We start from the raw sequence: 20251 nt of genomic DNA, 5'->3' as shown, positions 1-20251 counted from the left end.
CAGGATGGGAGCGCTCCCGGCATAGAGATGGGCGGCACCTCACGGGGGGAATGAGATGCCGCCCACGGCGTCCCTCATGGGGGAATCGGGCACGCCAAGGCCAGAATGAGAATTCGGCTGTCGTCGAGTGTACGCAAGGCGACCGTCCTGACAAAACCCGTCGGACTACCGACTTTCGGCAGTAATGCGATGTCCGTGCCCGGGACTAGATTCGCCCTGACCTGATCGCGTCAGAGATGCGTTCATGCCCGCACGACCTGCCACGCCGCAAAGGAGCGCCTGCCGATGAGCAGCCAGATCGATCACCTTCTCGATGAGACCCGCCAGTTCCCGCCGTCCGAGGAGTTCGTCGCCCAGTCGGTCTCGTCTCCGCGGCTGTATGAGAATGCGTCGACCGACCGCGAGGCCTTCTGGGCCGACCAGTCACGCGAACTGCTGGAGTGGCACAAGCCGTTCACGCGCGTGCTCGACTGGTCGACCCCGCCGTTCGCGAAGTGGTTCGACGACGGCGAGCTCAACGTCGCGTACAACTGCCTCGACCGCCACGTCGAGGCGGGCAACGGCGACCGTGTCGCTCTCCACTGGGAGGGCGAACCGGGCGACTCCCGGTCGATCACCTACGCCGAGCTGACCGAGGAGGTCAAGCGCGTCGCGAACGTGCTGGAGGGGCTCGGCATCGGCCATGGCGACCGCGTCGCGATCTACCTGCCGATGATCCCCGAAGCGGTCGCATCGATGCTCGCCGTCGCCCGCGTCGGCGCCATCCACTCCGTCGTGTTCGGCGGGTTCAGCGCCGACAGCCTCCGCTCGCGCATCGATGACGCAGGGGCGAAGCTCGTCATCACCGCCGACGGCGGCTACCGCAAGGGCCGCGTGTCCGCGCTCAAGCCGGCCGTCGACCAGGCGCTCGCCGACCGCGGCGACGGCGAGCAGCAGACGGTCGAGCACGTGCTCGTCGTCAAGCGCGGCGAGAACGAGGTCGACTGGGAGGACGGTCGCGACCTCTGGTGGCACGACGTCGTCCCCGCGGCCTCCCCCGAGCACACTGCCGTGGCCTTCCCCGCCGAGAACCCGCTGTTCATCCTTTACACCTCCGGGACTACGGGAAAGCCCAAGGGAATCCTGCACACCTCCGGCGGGTACCTCACTCAGGCCGCCTACTCGCACAAGTACGTGTTCGACCTGCATCCCGAGACCGACGTGTACTGGTGCACCGCGGACATCGGGTGGATCACCGGACACAGCTATGTCACCTACGGTCCGCTGGCGAACGGCGCGACCCAGGTCATCTATGAGGGCACGCCTGACGCGCCGCACCCCGGGCGCTGGTGGGAGATCATCGAGAAGTACAAGGTCTCGATCTTCTACACGGCGCCCACCGCGATCCGCTCGTTCATGAAGATCGGCCGCAGCGTGCCCGCGAAGTTCGATCTGTCGTCGCTGCGCCTGCTCGGCTCGGTGGGCGAGCCCATCAACCCCGAGGCGTGGATCTGGTACCGCGACGTGATCGGCGCGGGCAAGACGCCCATCGTCGACACCTGGTGGCAGACCGAGACAGGCGCGATCATGGTCTCTGCACTGCCCGGTGTCACCGCCACCAAGCCGGGATCCGCCCAGGTGCCGCTGCCCGGAATCTCGATCGACGTCGTCGACGAGTCGGGCGCCGAGGTGGGCAACGGCAACGGCGGCCTCCTCGTCGTCACCGAACCGTGGCCGAGCATGCTCCGCGGCATCTGGGGCGACCCCGAGCGGTTCACGGAGACGTACTGGGAGAAGTTCGAGAAGCAGGGCTACTACTTCGCCGGTGACGGTGCGCGCCTCGACCAGGACGGCGACCTCTGGTTGCTCGGCCGGGTAGACGACGTCATGAACGTCTCCGGACACCGCCTCTCGACGGCCGAGATCGAGTCGTCGCTCGTCGCACACGAGGCGACGGCCGAGGCCGCGGTCGTCGGCGCGGCAGATGAGACGACCGGTCAGGCCGTCGTCGCATTCGTGATCATCAAGGAGAGCTACCTCTCGGCGCACGACCCCGCCGGACTCGCGCAGCAGCTGCGCCTCTGGGTGGGTGAGCAGATCGGCGCGATCGCACGGCCCCGCGACGTGTACATCGTGGGCGAGCTTCCGAAGACGCGCTCGGGCAAGATCATGCGGCGTCTGCTGCGCGATGTGGCTGAGGGGCGCGAGGTCGGAGACACCACCACGTTGGCCGACACCGCGGTGATGAGCATCATCTCGGCGCAGGTCAAGTAGCACGGATACAGCAAACGCCCCCTTCCGAACCGATCCGGAAGGGGGCGTTGCCGTGTGCGCGTGGTGAGGGGTGGCGACCTCAGGCCAGGATGAACGTGGCCTCGACTTCGACCGGGCTGTCGAGCGGGAGCACCGGCACACCGACGGCCGCGCGGACATGCTGCCCGGCGTCGCCGAAGATCTCGCCGAGCACCAGGCTCGCCCCGTTGATCACGCCGGGCTGGCCGGTGAAATCGGAGGTGGATGCCACGAAGCCGCCGAGCCGCAGCACTCCGGCGATCCTGTCAACGCCCCCGGCCGCAGCCGCAGCCGCCGCGAGAGCGTTCAGGGCGCAGGTGCGCGCATAGGCGTTGGCGTCCTCGGCGGTGACCTCTGCCCCGACCTTGCCCGTCGCGGGCAGCGTTCCCTCGACGAAAGGCAGCTGGCCGGAGGTGTAGACGAGTCCGTCGTGCACGACCGCCGGGACGTAGGCTGCGACCGGCGCCGCGACGACGGGGAGCTCGATGCCCAGCTCGGTCAGGCGCTCAGAGACGCTCATGCCGCTCCCCTTCGAACTGGCGGGACGCCTCGGCTGCGGCAGCGAGACCGGCGTTGCCCGAGGCATCCGCCGTCACCGGGCGCTTGAAGTAGGCGACGAGCCCACCCTCGGGGCCCTGGATGACCTGCACGAGCTCCCAGCCCTGCTTGCCCCAGTTGTTGAGGATCGCTGCGGTGTTGTGGATCAGCAACGGGGTGGTCAGGTACTCCCAGGTGGTCATGGCTCTCCTGTCTGGCGGCATCCGCGACGGCGGCTGCGTCAAAGGCGGTATTCAGGGAACTCCCCTACGATCTAGCGTATGCCTCAAAAGAATCGCACGGTGAAAGGTGCGCTCGGCGGAGTCCTCGGACTCGTCGGGCTGAGCACCGTCGCCGGTCTCCTCGTCGCGGCCAGCGTCACCCCGGTGCTCGCCATGACCGGTATCGCCGGGTCGCAGGCCCTCACCATCTTCGAGGACCTCCCCGAGAACCTCCAGGTCGGCGCTCCGATGCAGCAGTCGACCATCTATGCGACGGGTCTCGACGGCAACCCCGTCGCACTGGCGTCGTTCTACGAGCAGAAGCGCATCCCGGTCGCCTACGACCAGGTCGCGCCCGTGATGTACGACGCGATCCTCTCGAGCGAGGACAAGAACTTCTACACCCACGGCGGAATCAACCTCGGCGCGACGATCAAGGCCGCAGTCGGGAACGTCGCCGGCACGACCGATCGAGGAGCGTCCACGATCACCCAGCAGTACGTGAAGAACGTCCAGGTGCAGGAATGCGAACAGGACGTCGATCCTGGAGCCGAGGACTACTCGAAGCAGATCGAGCAGTGCTTCCTCGATGCGGCAGTCGCGAAGGGCGGCGAGGGCGTCGAGCGCAAGCTGCAGGAGATGCGCTACGCGCTGAAGATCGAGAAGGACTACTCGAAGAACGAGATCCTCCTCGGCTACCTCAACATCGCCAACTTCGGCGGCACCATCTACGGCATCGAGGCCGCAGCGAACCGGTACTTCTCCACCAGCGCGGCGAATCTCAGTCTCGCGCAGGCGGCGACGATCGCCGGCATGGTGCAGGAGCCCAACCGATTCCGCATCGACCGCCCCGAGGGAATCTGGACGGATGACGCCGGCGTGGCGCACAACGGGGACGCCGACGGCTACAAGGACACGAAGGATCGCAGAGACTACGTCCTCAATCGGATGCTCGCGGACGCGAAGATCACGCAGGCCGCGCACGACGAGGCCGTCGCCTCGCCGGTCACGCCGCTGCTGAGCGAGCCCCAGCAGGGCTGTGCGGCCGCGGGCGACAACGCGTACTTCTGCCAGTACGTGAAGGCCGTCATCGAGAACGACGAGGCGTTCGGCGCCACGGAAGAGGAGCGTCGCTCGAACCTCCGCCGCGGCGGAATGGAGATCTACACCTCCCTCGATCTGCGGGTCCAGCAGCCCGCGATCGACGCGGTCAGGGCGCAGGTCCCGCAGGCGATGCCCGGGATCCTCGTCGGTGGCACCGGAGTGTCGATCGAGGCGTCCACGGGTCGGGTACTCGCCATGGCACAGAACACCGTCTTCAACGAGACGACCGAGGCCAACCTGGCTGCGGGCGAGACCTCTCAGGTCTTCGCGGCCGACAAGGCGCATGGCGGCTCGACCTACGGGTTCGAGACGGGATCGACCTACAAGCTGTTCACGCTTCTGAGCTGGCTGGAGTCCGGCCACTCCGTGAACCAGGTCCTCGACGGTCGCCTCAAGACCTTCAGCCCCTTCACCAGGTGCGGGGACAAGGTGACGAACAGCTCCAAGATCAACAACTTCGGCAACTCCGGCGGCTCGGTGGGCAGCGTGCGACAGTTCACCGCGCAGTCCCTGAACACCGGTTTCCTCGCGATGGCGCAGCAGCTCGATCTCTGCGACATCAACGAGGTGGCGAAGCGACTCGGCGTCCACTACGGCAACGGCGACGACATCACGGTCGGCGGAACGAACGCCAACACCGCTCCGAACGATCCGTTCCCGACGGTTCTGGGCTCGAAGAGCGTGGCTCCTCTGCAGATGGCCGGCGCCTACGCCACCGTCGCCAACAACGGCGTCTACTGCGAGCCTCGCGTGATCGACCGGGTCGTCGGCGAGGACGGCGCGGAGATCACTCCTCCCGCGCAGAAGTGCTCCCAGCAGCTCACCCCTGAGGTCGCCGCGACCGCCGCGTACGCACTGCGAGGCGTCATGGAGGGCAACGGCACCGGAACGAGGGCCAACCCGTACGACGGAACCCAGCTGATCGGCAAGACCGGTACCGCCGAGAAGGAGCACACCATGCTCGTCGAGTCGAGCACCAAGGTCACGACAGCGGTGTGGGTCGGAAACGTCGACGGCCGCGTGCCGCTGAACGACTTCCGCAACGGCAACGGGACGCGACTCGGCGACATCCGCTACGGCCTCGCCAAGGCGATCCAGGGTGCCGCGGATGCCGTGTACCCCGCGGAGGACTTCCCTCGCCCCGACGACAAGCTGGTTCGTCAGGTTCTGACGAACGTTCCCGACGTGGTGGGCAAGTCCGTCGGCGAAGCGACCTCTCTCATCGAGGCTGCGGGCTTCACCGCAGCCGTCGGACCCGCCGTGGACGGTCCCGCCGGCGATGTCGTCATGGCGCAGGACCCGTCCGGACAGGCCCCGAGCGGTGCGACGATCACGATCTCGCCGAGCAACGGCCAGGGCGCGACGGTGCCCGACATCACCGGACAATCGAAGGCCGAAGCGCAGAGCGCGCTGTTCGGGGCAGGGTTCTCGTCGATCGACTTCGACGGGTCATGCAACGGTCAGAACGCCGCGGTCACGTCCACCGACCCGGCCGCGAACACACCGACGACGAAGAGCACGTCCATCAAGGTCCGCTGCAAGTGACGTCTCGCCACGCGGCGCACCCGGCCCTCATCGCGCTCGGCGCGGTGGGGGCCGCTGGTGCCGCAGCCGCCGTCTGGGGCATCGGCATCGAGCGCTACCTCTTCACGGTGCGTGAGGCGACCGCATCCGCTCTCGCCCCGGGTTCCGCACCGTTGCGCGTGCTGCACATCTCGGACGCGCACATGGCTCCGTGGCAGCACCGCAAGCAGGACTGGCTCGCGTCACTCGCGCAGCTGAAGCCCGATCTCATCGTCAACACCGGCGACAATCTCGGACACCGCGACGGTCTCGCCGGGATCAGACGTGCCTTCGAGCCGTTCGCCGGAATCCCCGGCGTCTTCGTGCACGGTTCCAACGACGTCATCGGCCCCTCGCCGCGGAACCCGATCCGCTACTTCGCCGGCCCGTCGCAGCGCCCGCGAGAGCTGAACTTCCTCGACACCGATGCGATGGACGCGTACTTCACCGACGAGCTCGGATGGACGAGCCTGAACAACGCCGCAGCGCGACTCATGGTGGCCGGCAGTCCCCTGGACCTGTTCGGCGTGAGTGATGCGCACTGCGACTGGGACCGGCTCGAGGACCTGCCGGACGCCATCGATGCTCTCGGCCCGCGGACTGCCGGCACATCCGTTCTCGGCGTCACGCACGCGCCCTATCAGCGCGTCCTGAACGGGTTCGTGGAGATGGGCGCCGACGCCATCCTCGGAGGCCACACGCACGGCGGTCAGGTGTGCCTGCCCGGTTTCGGTGCTCTCGTAGCGAACTGCGACATCCCGCTGAAGCAGGCGAAGGGTCTCAGCACGTGGACTCAGGGCGATCGCGCCGTGCCCCTCAATGTCAGCGCGGGCTGCGGACACTCGATCTACGCGCCGATACGCTTCGCGTGCCGCCCCGAGGCGACGCTGCTGACCCTGACGGCGCGCGGTTGATGCCTCGATTCGGCGCTGGGAGCATTTCGCTGTAGACTCGGAGGGTTGCAAAACGGGGTGTGGCGCAGCTTGGTAGCGCGCTTCGTTCGGGACGAAGAGGTCGCAGGTTCAAATCCTGTCACCCCGACAAGTAACACCGGAAGGCCGTCCTCGCGGGCGGCCTTCTCTGTATCCGGAACGAGGAGAAAGGCACCGCATGAGTCGCTTGCTCCCCCGCCTCGACGACTGACCCGAGGCATCGCCCTCGCTCTCGCCCTGCCGTTCTTCGGCGGCATCGCGCTGCTGACGCTCACGCCGACGCGCATCGAGCAGTCCATGCCGAACCTGCTCGATCTCGTTCTGTCCGTTTCGCACCGACTGGGGTGGGAGTCTCTTGATTTCACTCGCCTCGAGGTCATCGCCAACGTTCTGGTCTTCGTGCCCATCGGCATCCTGGCTTTCATCCTCATCCCCCGCCGCCTCTGGCCGCTGGCGCTCGCCCTGGGCGCGGCAGTGTCCCTCTCCATCGAGGCCGCCCAGCGCCTCGCCCTGCCGAATCGCACGGCCACCGTGTCCGATGTGATCGCGAACTCCGGCGGCGCGCTGATCGGCGTCGCGCTCGCGATCCTGTGCACCCTCCTCTTCGCTCCGCGTGTCTCTGAGCACCGCCCGTCTACTCTGGAAGCATCATGACCTCGCCTGCACTCGTCGCCTTCGATCTCGACGACACCCTCGCCCCGTCGAAAGAGCCCATCGATGCTCGCATCGCCTCGTTGCTGCTCGCGCTGCTGCAGCGGGTCGAGGTCGCGATCATCTCGGGCGGCAACGAGGCGCAGTTCCGCGCTCAGGTGATCGCGCGGCTCGGAACCATCGACGAGGCGGCCGCGGCGCGGCTGCACCTGCTCCCCACCTGCGGCACACGGTACCTGCGCCACGACGGCACGGATTTCTCGCCGCTCTACGCCCATGACCTCACCGCGGAGCAGAAGGCCGGCGCTCTCGCCGCCCTGCGCGAGGAGGCGGAGCGTCTGGGGCTGTGGGAGTCTCAGCCCTGGGGTGAGATCCTCGAGGACCGCGGATCCCAGATCACCTTCTCTGCGCTCGGGCAGAAGGCTCCCCGCGATGCCAAGCACGAGTGGGACCCGTCCGGTGCGAAACGAGAAGCTCTTCGGGACGCCGTGGCGGCGAGACTCCCCGAGCTCGAAGTGCGATCCGGCGGTTCGACCTCCATCGACATCACTCTGGCCGGCATCGACAAGGCCTTCGGCATGAAGCAGCTCGCCGAGCACACCAGCATCCCCCTCACCTCGATGCTGTTCTACGGTGACCGACTCGATGAAGGCGGCAACGACTACCCCGTCCTGGCGATCGGAGTGCCCTCGGTCGCGGTCGAGGGGTGGGAGGACACCGCAGACAAGCTCGACGAGCTTCTCGCGACCCTCTGACCGCCCACCCCTCCCCTCGAATCCGGGGACGAGGTCAGCGGACGACGGCCTCCGACGCTGCCCGTGCGACCGGCACGAGGCGCGTGAGCTGAGTGACGTGCGACGGCTCGAGCTCCGCGAGTGAGGCGACGCCCAGAAGACGCATGGTGCGTTCGATCTCCGTCCGCAGGATCTCGATCGTGCGGTCGACGCCCGCACGGCCGCCAGCCATGAGGCCGTAGAGGTAGGCGCGTCCGATGAGGGTGAAGTCCGCTCCGAGCGCGACCGCCGCGACGATGTCCGCGCCGTTCATGATCCCCGTGTCGACCATGACCGTGAAGTCGTCACCCACGGCGGTCCGGACCTCCGGCAGAAGGTGGAACGGAATGGGCGCGCGGTCGAGCTGCCGCCCGCCGTGGTTGGAGAGCACGATGCCGTCGACGCCGGCGTCACGCAGGCGCACCGAATCCTCGACGTTCTGCACGCCCTTGATCACGATCTTGCCCGGCCAGATGTCACGGATCACCGCAAGGTCGTCGTAGCTGATCGTGGGGTCCATCGCCGCGTCGAGCAGCTCGCCGACGGTGCCGCCGGTGGTGCTCAGCGACGCGAACTCCAGCTTCGGGGTCGTCAGGAAGTCGTACCACCACCACGGACGCGGGATGGCATTGATGATGGTGCCGAGCGTGAGCTGCGGCGGGATGCTGAAGCCGTTGCGCTTGTCACGCAGCCGCGCTCCGGCGACCGGGGTGTCCACCGTGAACTGCAGCGTGTCGAAGCCCGCGGCGGCAGCACGGCGAGTGAGTTCGTAGGAGATCTCGCGGTCGCGCATGACATAGAGCTGGAACCAGTTGCGTCCGTGCGGGTTGGCCGCCTTCACGCCCTCGATCGACGTCGTGCCCAGGGTCGAGAGGGTGAACGGGATGCCGGCCGCCGCCGCCGCTCCCGCGCCGGCGACCTCGCCCTCTGTCTGCATGAGACGCGTGAAGCCTGTCGGCGCGATGCCGAACGGGAGCGCCGACGGGCCGCCGAGGATCTCGACCGCGGTGTCGACGTCCGGAGCCGGCCGGAGGATGCCGGGGTGGAACTCCACATCCTGGAATGCCTGGCGTGCCCGCGTGAGCGACAGCTCGCCCTCGGCGGCGCCATCGGTGTAGTCGAAGGCCGCCTTGGGCGTGCGCCTCTTGGCGATCGTGCGCAGGTCGTCGATCGTGAGCGCCGCGTCGAGACGGCGCTTCTTGCCGTTGAACTCGGGCTTCTTGAACTTCATCAGGTCGAGAAGCTCTGCGGGGTTGGGAACCTGGCGCTGGACCATGGCTGTCCTCTCAGTCGGTGGGTCGGACGCTGCGGGTGAGCCCCGCCGCGGTGTAGTAGCCGGTGATGTGCGCTCGGACGAGGGTCTGGGCGGTCGCCGCGTCACCCGCGGCGATGGCCTCGATGATGGCTCGGTGCTCGGCGCGCAGCAGGTCTGCCATGGCATCCCAGTCGGCGATGGATGAGGCGCCCTGCTGCACGTACGACTCGATGGAGGTGCGCAGGCCCGCCATGATCGCGGCGACGACGGTGTTGCCGCTCGATTCCGCGAGGGCGAGGTGGAGCTGGGCATCGAGGGCGAGGAACTCGTCAGGCGTCAGGGCGCCGACGTCCATCGCATCGAGCACGCTGTGCGCCGCGGTGAGATCGGGCGCGTGCTGGCTCGCGAGAGCGGCGACGACGGCGTCTTCGAGCAGCAGTCGGGTCTGCACCACGTCCGCGAGCGGAAAGCCCTGTGCGGCGACCTGGAGGCGCAGAAGCGTCGACATGCCACCGGACGGGGTCGCGATCACGATCGCGCCCGACTGCGGCCCCGAGCCGGTCGAGGTGCGGATCAGCCCCATGACCTCGAGCACGCGCAGCGCCTCTCGGACGCTCGAGCGCCCGACACCCAGGTCCGCGGCGAGCTCGCGCTCCGAGGCGAGACGATCACCGGGGCCGAGACGCCCGTCGAGCAGGTCGCGCTCGACATGTTCGAGCACAAGCCTCCAGGCGCGGGCTGGCTGCTCCGGCATCCGCTCTCCTCATCGTGTGCATCGGCGGCATCGATCCTCGACGCGGCTGTGGTCTGACCACAGTACCGTGTGTGGTCAGACCACGCAATCGGGGTACGACGACACAGCGCCCGAGGGCGGAGCAGGACGCGAGGGCGTTCAGCCCAGTCGCCCACCCGACTCTTCGAGGTAGCACGCGCCGCACAGCGACTCGTAGGTCGTGATCTCCGGCGCCAGCGATCCGTCAGCGCCCTCGTCGATGGCGACCTGGTCGCCGTCGAAGACGAACCGACCACCGATCACACGACCGTTGAAGACGGCCTTGCGCCCGCAGCGGCAGATGGTCTTCAGCTCCTCGAGGGAGTGCGCGATCGCGAGCAGACGAGCCGACCCCGAGAAGGCGTGGGTGAGGAAGTCATTGCGGATGCCGTAGGCGATCACCGGGATGCTGTCCTCGATCGCGATGCGGAAGAGGTCGTCGACCTGCTCCGCCGTGAGGAACTGCGCCTCGTCTATCAGGAGGCAGGCGACATCGATCGACCCCCCGCGGACCGGTTCATCGGCGACCGCACGGCGCACGCGATCCCGGTGCTCGTCGAAGAGCTCGCGGACGTCCGCATCGGGAGCGATGAGATAGTCGACGTGCCGCGTGACACCGAGTCGACTCGCGATCTCGGATGCACCCTTGGTGTCGATCGCCGGCTTCGCGAGCAGCACGTGCTGGCCGCGCTCCTCGTAGTTGTACGCGGCCTGGAGCAGCGAGGTGGACTTGCCCGAGTTCATCGCCCCGTAGCGGAAGTAGAGCTTCGCCACCGGCGCGCTACTCGTTGATGCCGAGCGTGGCCGCCGTCGCCGCGGTGGACTTCGCCGCCAGCTCGGGATCCTTGTTCAGCTGCTCGCCGAATGTCGGGATGAGCTCGCGCAGTTCCGACTCCCAGCCGGGGTACTCGTCGGGGAAGCACTTCTTCAGCAGATCGAGCATGATCGGCACGGCGGTGGAGGCGCCGGGCGAGGCGCCGAGCAGACCGGCGATCGAACCGTCGGCCGCGGACACCACTTCGGTGCCGAACTGCAGGATGCCGCCCTTCTTGGGGTCCTTCTTCATGACCTGGGCGCGCTGCCCCGCGTCGATGAGCGTCCAGTCCTCGTCCTTCGCCGTCGGCATGAACGTGCGCAGGCTGTCGACCTTCTTGGCGTGGTTCTTCAGCAGCTCCCCCACCAGGTAGGTGATGAGGTCGGGATTCGCGAACGCGACGCGCAGCATCGGCCACAGATTGTGCGTGCGCACCTGCGACACGATGTCGAGCATCGAGCCGTTCTTGAGGAACTTCGGGCTGAAGGTCGCGAACGGGCCGAACATCAGGGAGGCCTCGCCGTCGACCACGCGCGTGTCGAGGTGCGGGACCGACATGGGCGGGGCGCCCACCGAGGCCTGCGAGTACACCTTCGCCTTGTGCTGTGCGACGATCTTCGGGTTCGAGGTCTTGAGGAACTGCCCGCCGATCGGGAAGACACCGTAGCCCTTGATCTCGGGGATGCCCGAGCGCTGCAGCAGCTTGAGCGCCCAGCCGCCGGCGCCGACGAACACGAAACGCGCCTTGATCTGGTTCGGCGTGCGACCGATCGTCGTGCGGTAGTTGATGAGCCAGGTGCCGTCCTTCTGCTTCTTCAGGCTCTTGACCTCGTGGTTGGTGCGCAGCGCGACGCCCGACTCGGTGAGGTGGTCGAAGAGCTGGTGCGTCAGCGCACCGAAGTCGACGTCGGTTCCGGCGGGCACGCGGGTGGCCGCGAACGGCTCGCCCTTACGGCGCTGCTGCATGAGCAGCGGCGCCCACTTGTTGATGACGCGGGAGTCCTCGCTGTACTCGATGCCCTCGAACAGCGGCTGCTTCTTCAGGACCTCGTAGCGGTCCTTGAGGTACTTGACGTCCTTCTCACCGCGCACGAACGTCATGTGCGGCGTCGCGTTGATGAAGGTCGACGGCGCATCGAGCACGCCGCGATCGACCAGAGACGACCAGAACTGACGACTCTGCTGGAACTGCTCGTTGATCGAGACGGCCTTGGCGGGGTCGAGCGGAGCGCCCTTCTGCTGCGGCATGTAGTTCAGCTCGCAGAGCGCCGCGTGGCCGGTGCCCGCGTTGTTCCACGGGTTCGACGATTCCTGAGCCACATCGGAGAGTCGCTCGAACGCGACGATCTTCCAATCCGGCTGCAGCTCGTGCAGAAGGGTACCCAGGGTGGCGCTCATGATGCCACCACCGATCAAGACGACATCGACGGTTTCGGTCACCACGACAGTCTAGTTCGCGGTCACGGCACGACAGACCACGCGGGGCCGTCCGGCGAGACCGGATCCGCATGACCGCGATGCGGTCAGGCTATGGCGACCAGGCGCTCGGCGAGGATCTCGGCGATCTGCACCGCGTTCAGCGCCGCGCCCTTGCGCAGGTTGTCGTTGCTGATGAACAGCACGAGGCCCTTGTTCTCGGGAGCGGACTGGTCGGCGCGGATTCGTCCGACGAAGCTCGGGTCCTTGCCCGCGGCCTGGAGCGGCGTGGGCACCTCGTCGAGGACGACACCGGGGGCTGCGCCGAGCACCTCGGCGGCGCGCTGCGGCGTGATGTCGCGGGCGAACTCGACGTTGATCGAGAGCGAGTGGCCCGTGAAGACGGGAACCCGCACGCACGTGCCGGCGACACGGAGGTCGGGCAGCTCGAGGATCTTGCGGCTCTCGTTGCGGAGCTTCTTCTCCTCGTCCGTCTCGTTCTGACCGTCGTCGACCAGGTTGCCCGCGAACGGGATGACGTCGAACGCGATCGGAGCGACGTACTTCTCGGGCTCCGGGAAGTCGATCGACGAGCCGTCGTGCACGAGGCGCAGCGTGTCGCCCTGGGCGAGGACGCCCTCGACCTGCCCGAGGAGCTCCTGCGCACCGGCGAGACCCGAACCGGAGACGGCCTGGTAGGTCGAGACGATCAGGCGCTCGAGACCCGCTTCGGCGTGCAGCGCCTTCAGAACCGGCATGGCTGCCATGGTCGTGCAGTTCGGGTTGGCGATGATGCCGCGAGGGCGGTCGTCGATCGCGTGCGGGTTGACCTCGCTGACGACCAGCGGAACCTCGGGATCGTTGCGCCAGGCGCTGGAGTTGTCGACGACGACGGCTCCGGCCTCGGCGAAGCGGGGAGCGTAGGCGCGGCTGGCGGTCGCGCCGGCCGAGAAGAGGGCGATGTCGATGCCCGCGGCATCCGCCGTCTCGACATCCTCGACGATGACGGTCGCGCCGCCGAACTCGATGGCGGTGCCTGCAGAGCGCGACGACGAGAACAGACGCAGCTCGCGAATCGGGAAGGACCGTTCGGCGAGAATCTCGCGCATCACGGTGCCCACCTGGCCGGTGGCGCCGACGATGGCGACGGAGAGTCCTGAGTCGGAGATGCGGGTCATGATGTTCCTTGGCGTCGTGCAGTGCTGCATGCGAGGCTTCAGGCGCGACGTCGGGATGCGGATGCCGCGCCTGGCGCCGATGTCAGGGTTTCGGTGAGTCTACCGTGCCGTCCGGTGATCGAGGACCGACCGTCGGGCGGGGTGCGGGCCGGGTCAGCATCCCGAGTCAGTTTTGCGGATCGAGTCACGATTCGCGGACGGGATCAGCTGACACTTCCGCAGATCGTGCGGTCATCCGCAGATCGTGCGCGATCGGCGAGGGTCAGCGACCGGTGCCGGCGTGGACCGTGGCCTCGGCGTCGCCGTCGAGTCCGTACGCGGTGTGCACGGTGCGGGCGGCCTCGGCCAGGTCGGTGTCGCGGAGCACGACCGAGATGCGGATCTCGGACGTCGAGATCATCTCGATGTTGATGCCACCGGCCGACAGCGCCTCGAACAGCGTCGCGGAGACGCCCGAGTGCGTCCGCATACCCGCTCCGACGACCGACAGCTTGCCGATCTGATCGTCGTGCACCAGGTTCTGGAAGCCCACTTCGGTCTGCTCCCCCGCGAGCGCCTTGAGCGCAGCCGAGGAATCGGCCTTGGGAACCGTGAACGAGATGTCGGTGCGGCCCGTAGCCGACACGTTCTGCACGATCATGTCGACGTTGGCGCCGGACTTCGCGACGATCTTGAAGATCTCCGCCGCCTTGCCCGGCACGTCCGGAACGCCGGCGACGGTGATCTTGGCCTGGCCGAAATCGGTGGCGACACCGGCGACGATCGGTTCTTCCATGGCTTCTGCTCCCTCGGCTTCGCGAGGGTTCTTCATACCCTCGCCCAGAACGTATGTGCCCTCGGACGACGAGAACGTCGAACGGGCGTGGATCAGGACGCCGTGACGGCGTGCGTACTCGACAGCGCGGATGTAGAGCACCTTCGCGCCGTTGGCGGCGAGCTCGAGCATCTCCTCACTGCCGATGTGGTCGAGCTTCTGCGCCTTCGGGATGACGCGGGGGTCGGCCGTGAAGATGCCGTCGACGTCGCTGTAGATCTCGCAGACGTCGGCGTCGAGGGCCGCGGCGAGAGCGACGGCCGTCGTGTCCGAGCCTCCGCGTCCGAGCGTGGTGATGTCGCGGGTGTCGCGGTTGAAGCCCTGGAAGCCGGCGACGATGACGATGGCCCCCTCGTCGAGCGCTTCGCGCAGACGGATGGGGGTGACATCCACGATGCGGGCGGCGCCATGCTGCGAGTCGGTGATCATGCCCGCCTGGCTGCCGGTGAACGACCGCGCCTCGAAGCCCATCGAGTGGATGGCCATGGCCAGGAGCGCCATCGAGATGCGCTCACCGCTCGAGAGCAGCATGTCGAGCTCGCGCGGAGCGGGAATCGGCGCGACCTCGTTGGCGAGGTCGAGCAGCTCGTCGGTCGTGTCGCCCATCGCGCTCACGGCGACGACGACGTCATGGCCGGCGCGACGCGTGTCGACGATGCGCTTGGCGACGCGCTTGATGCTCTCTGCGTCGGCGACTGAGGAGCCGCCGTACTTCTGCACGATGAGGGCCACGTTCACTCCCTGGGATGTCGGGCGGATCCGCCCACCCCCATTCTACGTTTGGCGCATATGCGCTTCTTCGCATGTGACGGTCGTGCCCGGGTGGGTCAGGGCGCGGGCGGCAGGGGCACTGCAGGCAGGTCGGCTCGGGCAGCGGCCTGGGGACGGAGGCGTCCGCCGGTGGCCGCGAACCAGCAGCCCGCGATGATCAGCGGGAATCCGATGAGCAGCCCCGGCGTCAGCGGCTCGGCGAGCACGATCGCACCGAGGATGATCGCCACGACCGGGTTCACGTAGGTGAACAGCGGCGCGCGGACGGGGCCGACCTCGCGGATGAGAGCGAAGAATGCCAGGAAGGCGACGGCGGTGCAGATGACGGCCAGCGCGAGGAGCGCGAAGATCGAGGAAAGCGTCGGCATCTGGTGCTGCGTGAGCAGCCCGATGGGCAGGTAGATCACGCCGATCATGAGCAACGACAGCGTGATGGTGCCGAGCGACGGGACGTCGTTCAGCTGTCGGGCGACGATGAAGGGGGCGATGGCATAGAGGATGGCGACCAGCAGCACCTCGCCGGCCGCGATCAGACTGACCTCACCACCGAACAGTCCGGGCCCGGCGACGACGATCGCGACGCCGATGAATCCCACGAGAAGACCGATGCCGCGCGCCGGGCGCAGGACTCCGCGGTCTCCCCCGCCCAGTGCGATGAGCGCCGCGAACAGCGGCACGGTCGCGACGAGCAGACCCGTCATGCCCGAGGGCAGGGTCATCTCGGCGTGGCCGAGCAGCACGAACGGACCCGCCATCTCGACGAGGCCGAACGCGAGCACCCAGGGCCAGTGCTTCCACGCCGCTCTCAGCGCACCGCCGCGAAGCGCGAACGGGAGGAGGAGCAGCGCCGCGATGAGGGTGCGCCCGGCGACGATCGCGGGGGGCGACAGGGACTCGACCGCGATGCTGATGAACAGGTACGGCACGCCCCACAGCAGCGCCATGGCCCCGAAGAGCAGCCACCCGCGTCGCGAGAAGCCGCCCTGTGCGTTCACAGCACGCGCCGACCCTCGAATGCGCGCCCGAGGGTGACCTCGTCGGCGTATTCGAGGTCGCCACCGACCGGAAGGCCGGAGGCGAGGCGGGACACGGTGATCTGCATCGTGGTGAGCAGGCGGCTGAGGTAGCTCGCAGTCGCCTCGCCCTCGAGGTTGGGGTTCGTCGCGAGGATGACCTCCTGCACCGTGGCGTCGCCGAGACGCGACATCAGCTGGGCGATGCGCAGGTCGTCGGGGCCGATGCCGGCGATCGGGCTGATCGCGCCCCCGAGCACGTGGTACAGGCCACGGAACTCGCGGGTACGTTCGATCGCGGCGACGTCCTTCGCGTCTTCGACCACGCAGATGACGGCCGGATTGCGTCGGGGGTCGCGGCAGATCGCACAGCGTTCCTGCTCTGCCACGTTGCCGCAGATCTCGCAGAAGCGCACCCGCAGCCGCACTTCCACGAGCAGCTCGGAGAGACGCGCGACGTCGAATGTCGGCGTCTGCAGGATGTGGAAAGCGATGCGCTGCGCGGACTTGGGGCCGATTCCGGGGAGTCGACCGAACTCGTCGATCAGCTCCTGGACGATGCCGTCATACATCAGGAGAACCTCGTCGGGGGCTCGTAGGGCTCTTCGCGAACGAACGTCGCGCCGAGCACCTGGCGGATCACGGCCTCGCCGTAGCGCTGGACTCCCCGGCGGGGGCGCGCTCGGTGATCGCCGGGGCTGCGGCGGCCGAAGCCACTCTGCGCGCAGGGGATGCCTGTGCGGTCGTCGACCGCGCGGAGGGAGCGGTCGACGGCGAGCCTCCGGCGGGCGGCGCCGCCTGCGACATCGGCGCCGGCTCGTACGACGGGTCGTAGGGCGGCTCGTCGTCGAAGTACGGCGGCTCATCGTCGATGGGCGGAGGTGCGTCGTCTCGGATCTCCGGTGAGACGTCACTCGTCGCGCGGCTCGGAGGCGCCGCCGTCTGAGGCGCCGCCGTCTGAGGCGCCGCTGCGGCAGAGGTGGCAGCAGGCACAGACGCCGCCGGCGGAGCGGTCACCGGAGCGGGCTCAGCGAGCTCGGATGCCGGGATCGACGCCACCGCCCACTCGGTGACGGGGGCCGAGGAACTCCCTGTCTGAGGAGCCGACGACCGAGCGGCCACGGTCTCCGTCTTCGGCGACTCACCACGCGGCTTCTCGGCGTGCGGGGTCTGCGATCGCGGTGACTGAGCTCGCGGTGACTCCGCTGACGCAGGCTCCGATGCGGGCGCGTCGTCGGTCGGGCGTCCCGATGAAGGCGTCGCGGGCTGGCGAGGCGCTCCCCCGCTGGCATCGGAGCAGGGAGGTACTTGACGCGCACGCCGAGCTCCTGCTCGATGGCGCCGCGCAGATGGTCGGAGGGACCCGAACCCGGCGTCGTGCCCTTGAACTTGGCGACATCGTGCTGGCTGGTGAAGCCCAGAGTCAGCACCTCGGTCTCCGTGACGTATGCGAGCGGCTGGACGGCGGTGGCCAGCAGCCACGACGTGCGGCTGACGCTCTCGAGCCGCTTGAGGACGGCCGGCCAGGCGGCGGTGATCTGCTCGAAGGCGACTGGCCCGGAGGGCGCTGCGACATCGGCGGCCGGTGCGGCGTCGACAGCCGGTGCAGCGCTCGACGTCGCATCGGCAGGGGTCGCTTCGGCCGTGTCGGACTCCCCGGTCTCCCCGCCGGCCGGCTCGGTCGTGGTCGCCGGTCGATCGGCCGCAAACTGAGGAGCAGCGGCGGGAGCGGCGGGAGCAGCAGCTGCGGGAGCAGCCGACGAAGCAACGGGAGCGGCGGGAGCAGCCTGCGCAGGCGCGGACGCCCGCGGCGGGGCGGAGGTGGCAGCGGCCGGTGCGGACGGGACGGCGGCGACGGCATCCGCTCCCGCAGCGAGCACGCGAGCGACCATCAGCTCGAGGTGCAGTCGGGGCGAGGTGGCGCCCGACATGTCGTCGAGGGCGGCGCTGACGATGTCGGCCGTGCGCGAGAGTCGGGCCGACCCGAAGGAATCGGCCTGCGTGCGCATGCGCGCGAGCTCGTCGTCGGCGATTCCACGGAGCACCGACGACGCTCCCGCACCCACAGCCGCGATCACGATGAGGTCGCGCAGACGCTCGAGCAGATCGTCGACGAAGCGACGCGGGTCCTGGCCGGTCTGCACCACGCGGTCGATCGCCGGGAACGCCGCTGCGGCGTCGGCGCCGGCGAGCGCATCGACGATCTCGTCGAGCAGCGCGGCGTGCGTGTAGCCGAGGAGCGCCACGGCGCGCTCGTAGGCGACGGTCACGGTCTCGGAACCTGCGGGCGAGTCGGAGCCGGCGATCAGCTGGTCGAGAAGAGAGAGGGTGTCTCGCGGCGAGCCTCCCCCGGCGCGGACCACCAGAGGAAGGACACCGCGCTCGGCGACCACGCCCTCTTCGCCGCACAGCTTCTCGACGTACTCGAGCATCGCGGCCGGAGGCACCAGTCGGAACGGGTAGTGGTGCGTGCGCGAGCGGATCGTGCCGAGCACCTTCTCGGGCTCGGTCGTCGCGAAGATGAACTTGACGTGCTCGGGCGGCTCTTCGACGAGCTTGAGGAGCGCATTGAACCCCTGCGGCGTCACCATGTGCGCCTCGTCGAGGATGAAGATCTTGTAGCGATCGCGGCTGGGGGCGAACGTCGCCCGCTCGCGCAGATCACGTGCGTCGTCGACGCCGTTGTGGCTGGCCGCGTCGATCTCGACGACGTCGAGCGAGCCACCGCCCGCCCGCGACAGCTCGACGCAGCTCGGGCACTTTCCGCAGGGCACGTCGGTCGGGCCCTCCGCGCAGTTCAGGCAGCGGGCGAGGATGCGCGCAGACGTCGTCTTTCCGCATCCACGGGGTCCGGAGAAGAGGTAGGCGTGGCCGACACGGTCGCCGCGGAGCGCAGTCATCAGCGGTTCGGTCACCTGGGACTGCCCGATCATCTCGCCGAACGACTCGGGGCGGTAGCGGCGGTAGAGGGCTGTGGTCACCAGAACAGCCTACGGCGTGCCACGGACGTTCAGGCAGACGAACGCCGACGATCGCGCGCGGGATCCCCGACGCGCCGCTGAGACGGCCGAGGTTCGGCGAAGGCTCACGACGACGCGGCCTCGAAGACGCCGCCGACCACCTCGACGACCCCGCCCGTCGCGTCGACCAGCTCGCCGACCGCACTCACCAGATGCACGACGCCACCCACCGCTTCGATCACCTCGACCACGGCTCCCGCGACCTCCATCGCGCCCTCGATCCCCTCGGCGAGCCGCAGGGCCTGCGACTCGGTCTGCAGCACAGCCGTCCATGACCGTTCCAGACCGAAGAGCACCGCGTAGGGCAGCAGTCGCTCGTTCAGCAGGAACCTCTGCAGTCGTTCCGCCGACGCCGCCGACGAGACGTCCGCCCGCAGATCCGCCCCGTCTGTCGACTGCGAGAACCGCAGCGGCTCCGCCTCGGCGAGGGCGATGTACTCGCGCATCCCGGCGAGGTGCGCGCGCAGCGGCTGCGCCGCAGGGCGGAACCGGCGCCACGCCCGCGGAGCGACCATGATCGCCGCGACCGCCGCGACCAGGCCGACGACCAGCACGGCGTAGAGAGCCGCACCCGGCTCGCTCACCGACCAGGCGGCGATGAGCAGCAGAAGGCAGATGCCGCCCACCAGCACCGCGGCGACGCGGATCAGGAACGTGGCCCACCCGCGTCGACTCCGGTCGATGAGCCCCGCGGCCGCGAGCCGCTTCTCCGCCTCGTCGAGGACACCGCGCACCCGGCGGTGCAGAGCCCGGGCATCCGCACTGAACCGTCGCACCCGCCCCGGGGTGTGATCCGGCCCGAACAGCGCCTCGAGCACGCTGAGCTCCTCGGACGTGAACGTCGCACCGTCGACGACCTCCATGCCGACTGGTGCACGCCGGTGCGACCTGCCGGTCGTCGCCGCGTCGGCGTCGACCAGCAGCCGCACCTTGCGCTGCACGGCCAGATCGATCAGCGCGGCGGCTACGGCCTTCCGATCCGCGTTCAGCAGCAGCGCGTCGTGCAGCACGGTCGCACCCTCGGCCGGGCTGAACCGCGCACCGGGGGACGCGACGCGCTGCACCGAGCGCGCCCGCTCGACCACCGCGAACACGAACAGGAGCAGCGCGGGCGCGAGTCCGAACAGCGCTGCGGTGATCAGCACC

At 68.6% G+C, this 20251-nt stretch carries 18 protein-coding genes and 1 tRNA gene; 6 read left to right on the top strand and 13 right to left on the bottom strand.

The window, feature by feature from the left end:
* Nucleotides 1–285: 285 nt before the first annotated feature.
* A complete protein-coding gene (acs, locus tag ACZZZQ_RS12765; protein WP_295103597.1) occupies nt 286–2253 on the top strand; it encodes an acetate--CoA ligase in 1968 nt (655 codons plus the stop codon).
* Nucleotides 2254–2332: 79 nt separating this feature from the next.
* Here acs and ACZZZQ_RS12760 read toward each other — a convergent pair whose 3' ends face one another.
* Together ACZZZQ_RS12760 and ACZZZQ_RS12755 are read right to left on the bottom strand one after the other, a co-directional pair.
* Nucleotides 2333–2791 carry a RidA family protein gene (locus tag ACZZZQ_RS12760; RefSeq protein ID WP_463507702.1) on the bottom strand — a complete coding sequence of 153 codons (459 nt, stop codon included), beginning with the start codon at nt 2789–2791 and terminating at the stop codon, nt 2333–2335.
* Nucleotides 2778–3011 carry a DUF4177 domain-containing protein gene (locus ACZZZQ_RS12755; RefSeq protein WP_463507701.1) on the bottom strand — a complete coding sequence of 78 codons (234 nt, stop codon included), beginning with the start codon at nt 3009–3011 and terminating at the stop codon, nt 2778–2780. Before ACZZZQ_RS12755 ends, ACZZZQ_RS12760 begins: the two co-directional genes overlap by 14 nt.
* Before the next feature lie 78 nt (nt 3012–3089).
* On the opposite strand from ACZZZQ_RS12755, the gene ACZZZQ_RS12750 reads away from it, so the two are divergent.
* The 5 genes from ACZZZQ_RS12750 (at nt 3090) to ACZZZQ_RS12730 (ending at nt 8034) form a co-directional block, all read left to right on the top strand.
* The gene (locus ACZZZQ_RS12750; protein WP_072591627.1) at nt 3090–5678 is read left to right on the top strand and encodes a transglycosylase domain-containing protein; all 2589 of its coding nucleotides are present in this window, start codon (nt 3090–3092) and stop codon (nt 5676–5678) included.
* Entirely contained in the window at nt 5675–6610 is a 936-nt protein-coding gene (locus ACZZZQ_RS12745; protein ID WP_072591628.1) for a metallophosphoesterase, read from the top strand. Before ACZZZQ_RS12750 ends, ACZZZQ_RS12745 begins: the two co-directional genes overlap by 4 nt.
* Nucleotides 6611–6663: 53 nt before the next feature.
* Nucleotides 6664–6737: transfer RNA gene (locus tag ACZZZQ_RS12740), tRNA-Pro, on the top strand.
* A 188-nt stretch (nt 6738–6925) separates the two neighbouring features.
* Nucleotides 6926–7282 (top strand): VanZ family protein, encoded by a 357-nt coding sequence (locus tag ACZZZQ_RS12735; RefSeq protein ID WP_463507700.1) that lies wholly within the window; start codon nt 6926–6928, stop codon nt 7280–7282.
* Nucleotides 7279–8034 (top strand): HAD-IIB family hydrolase, encoded by a 756-nt coding sequence (locus ACZZZQ_RS12730; RefSeq protein ID WP_056279843.1) that lies wholly within the window; start codon nt 7279–7281, stop codon nt 8032–8034. Before ACZZZQ_RS12735 ends, ACZZZQ_RS12730 begins: the two co-directional genes overlap by 4 nt.
* Before the next feature lie 34 nt (nt 8035–8068).
* On the opposite strand, the gene ACZZZQ_RS12725 is transcribed toward ACZZZQ_RS12730, so the two are convergent.
* The 11 genes from ACZZZQ_RS12725 to ACZZZQ_RS12675 all read right to left on the bottom strand — a co-directional run bounded on the left by ACZZZQ_RS12725 (nt 8069) and on the right by ACZZZQ_RS12675 (nt 20250).
* Nucleotides 8069–9328 (bottom strand): alpha-hydroxy acid oxidase, encoded by a 1260-nt coding sequence (locus tag ACZZZQ_RS12725; RefSeq protein WP_463507699.1) that lies wholly within the window; start codon nt 9326–9328, stop codon nt 8069–8071.
* Nucleotides 9329–9338: 10 nt separating this feature from the next.
* On the bottom strand, nt 9339–10061 hold the full coding sequence (locus ACZZZQ_RS12720; protein WP_056279841.1) for a FadR/GntR family transcriptional regulator: 723 nt from the start codon (nt 10059–10061) through the stop codon (nt 9339–9341).
* A 138-nt stretch (nt 10062–10199) separates the two neighbouring features.
* A complete protein-coding gene (locus ACZZZQ_RS12715) occupies nt 10200–10853 on the bottom strand; it encodes a thymidine kinase (protein WP_463507698.1) in 654 nt (217 codons plus the stop codon).
* 7 nt (nt 10854–10860) lie between these two features.
* Nucleotides 10861–12333, bottom strand: coding sequence for a malate:quinone oxidoreductase (locus ACZZZQ_RS12710; RefSeq protein WP_053099206.1), 1473 nt, complete (start codon nt 12331–12333; stop codon nt 10861–10863).
* Between the two features lie 83 nt (nt 12334–12416).
* Complete coding sequence (locus ACZZZQ_RS12705; protein ID WP_463507697.1) at nt 12417–13487, bottom strand: aspartate-semialdehyde dehydrogenase; 1071 nt, start codon at nt 13485–13487, stop codon at nt 12417–12419.
* 262 nt (nt 13488–13749) lie between these two features.
* Nucleotides 13750–15033: an aspartate kinase gene (locus tag ACZZZQ_RS12700; RefSeq protein WP_463507696.1), complete on the bottom strand. Its 1284-nt coding sequence runs from the start codon at nt 15031–15033 to the stop codon at nt 13750–13752.
* Between the two features lie 95 nt (nt 15034–15128).
* Nucleotides 15129–16067: a DMT family transporter gene (locus ACZZZQ_RS12695; protein WP_463507695.1), complete on the bottom strand. Its 939-nt coding sequence runs from the start codon at nt 16065–16067 to the stop codon at nt 15129–15131.
* Entirely contained in the window at nt 16064–16657 is a 594-nt protein-coding gene (gene recR / locus ACZZZQ_RS12690) for a recombination mediator RecR (RefSeq protein WP_053097391.1), read from the bottom strand. Before recR ends, ACZZZQ_RS12695 begins: the two co-directional genes overlap by 4 nt.
* 67 nt (nt 16658–16724) lie before the next feature.
* Nucleotides 16725–17102, bottom strand: coding sequence for a hypothetical protein (locus ACZZZQ_RS12685; RefSeq protein ID WP_463507694.1), 378 nt, complete (start codon nt 17100–17102; stop codon nt 16725–16727).
* Nucleotides 17099–19066 carry a DNA polymerase III subunit gamma and tau gene (locus ACZZZQ_RS12680; RefSeq protein ID WP_463507693.1) on the bottom strand — a complete coding sequence of 656 codons (1968 nt, stop codon included), beginning with the start codon at nt 19064–19066 and terminating at the stop codon, nt 17099–17101. Before ACZZZQ_RS12680 ends, ACZZZQ_RS12685 begins: the two co-directional genes overlap by 4 nt.
* Before the next feature lie 104 nt (nt 19067–19170).
* Nucleotides 19171–20250, bottom strand: coding sequence for a DUF2207 family protein (locus ACZZZQ_RS12675; protein WP_463507692.1), 1080 nt, complete (start codon nt 20248–20250; stop codon nt 19171–19173).
* Between the last annotated feature and the right edge of the window lies 1 nt (nt 20251).

This window comes from Microbacterium sp. AC132, from assembly GCF_979258525.1.
The sequence above is the reverse complement of the archived record's forward strand: the minus strand, read 5'-3'. Positions and strand labels throughout refer to the sequence as shown.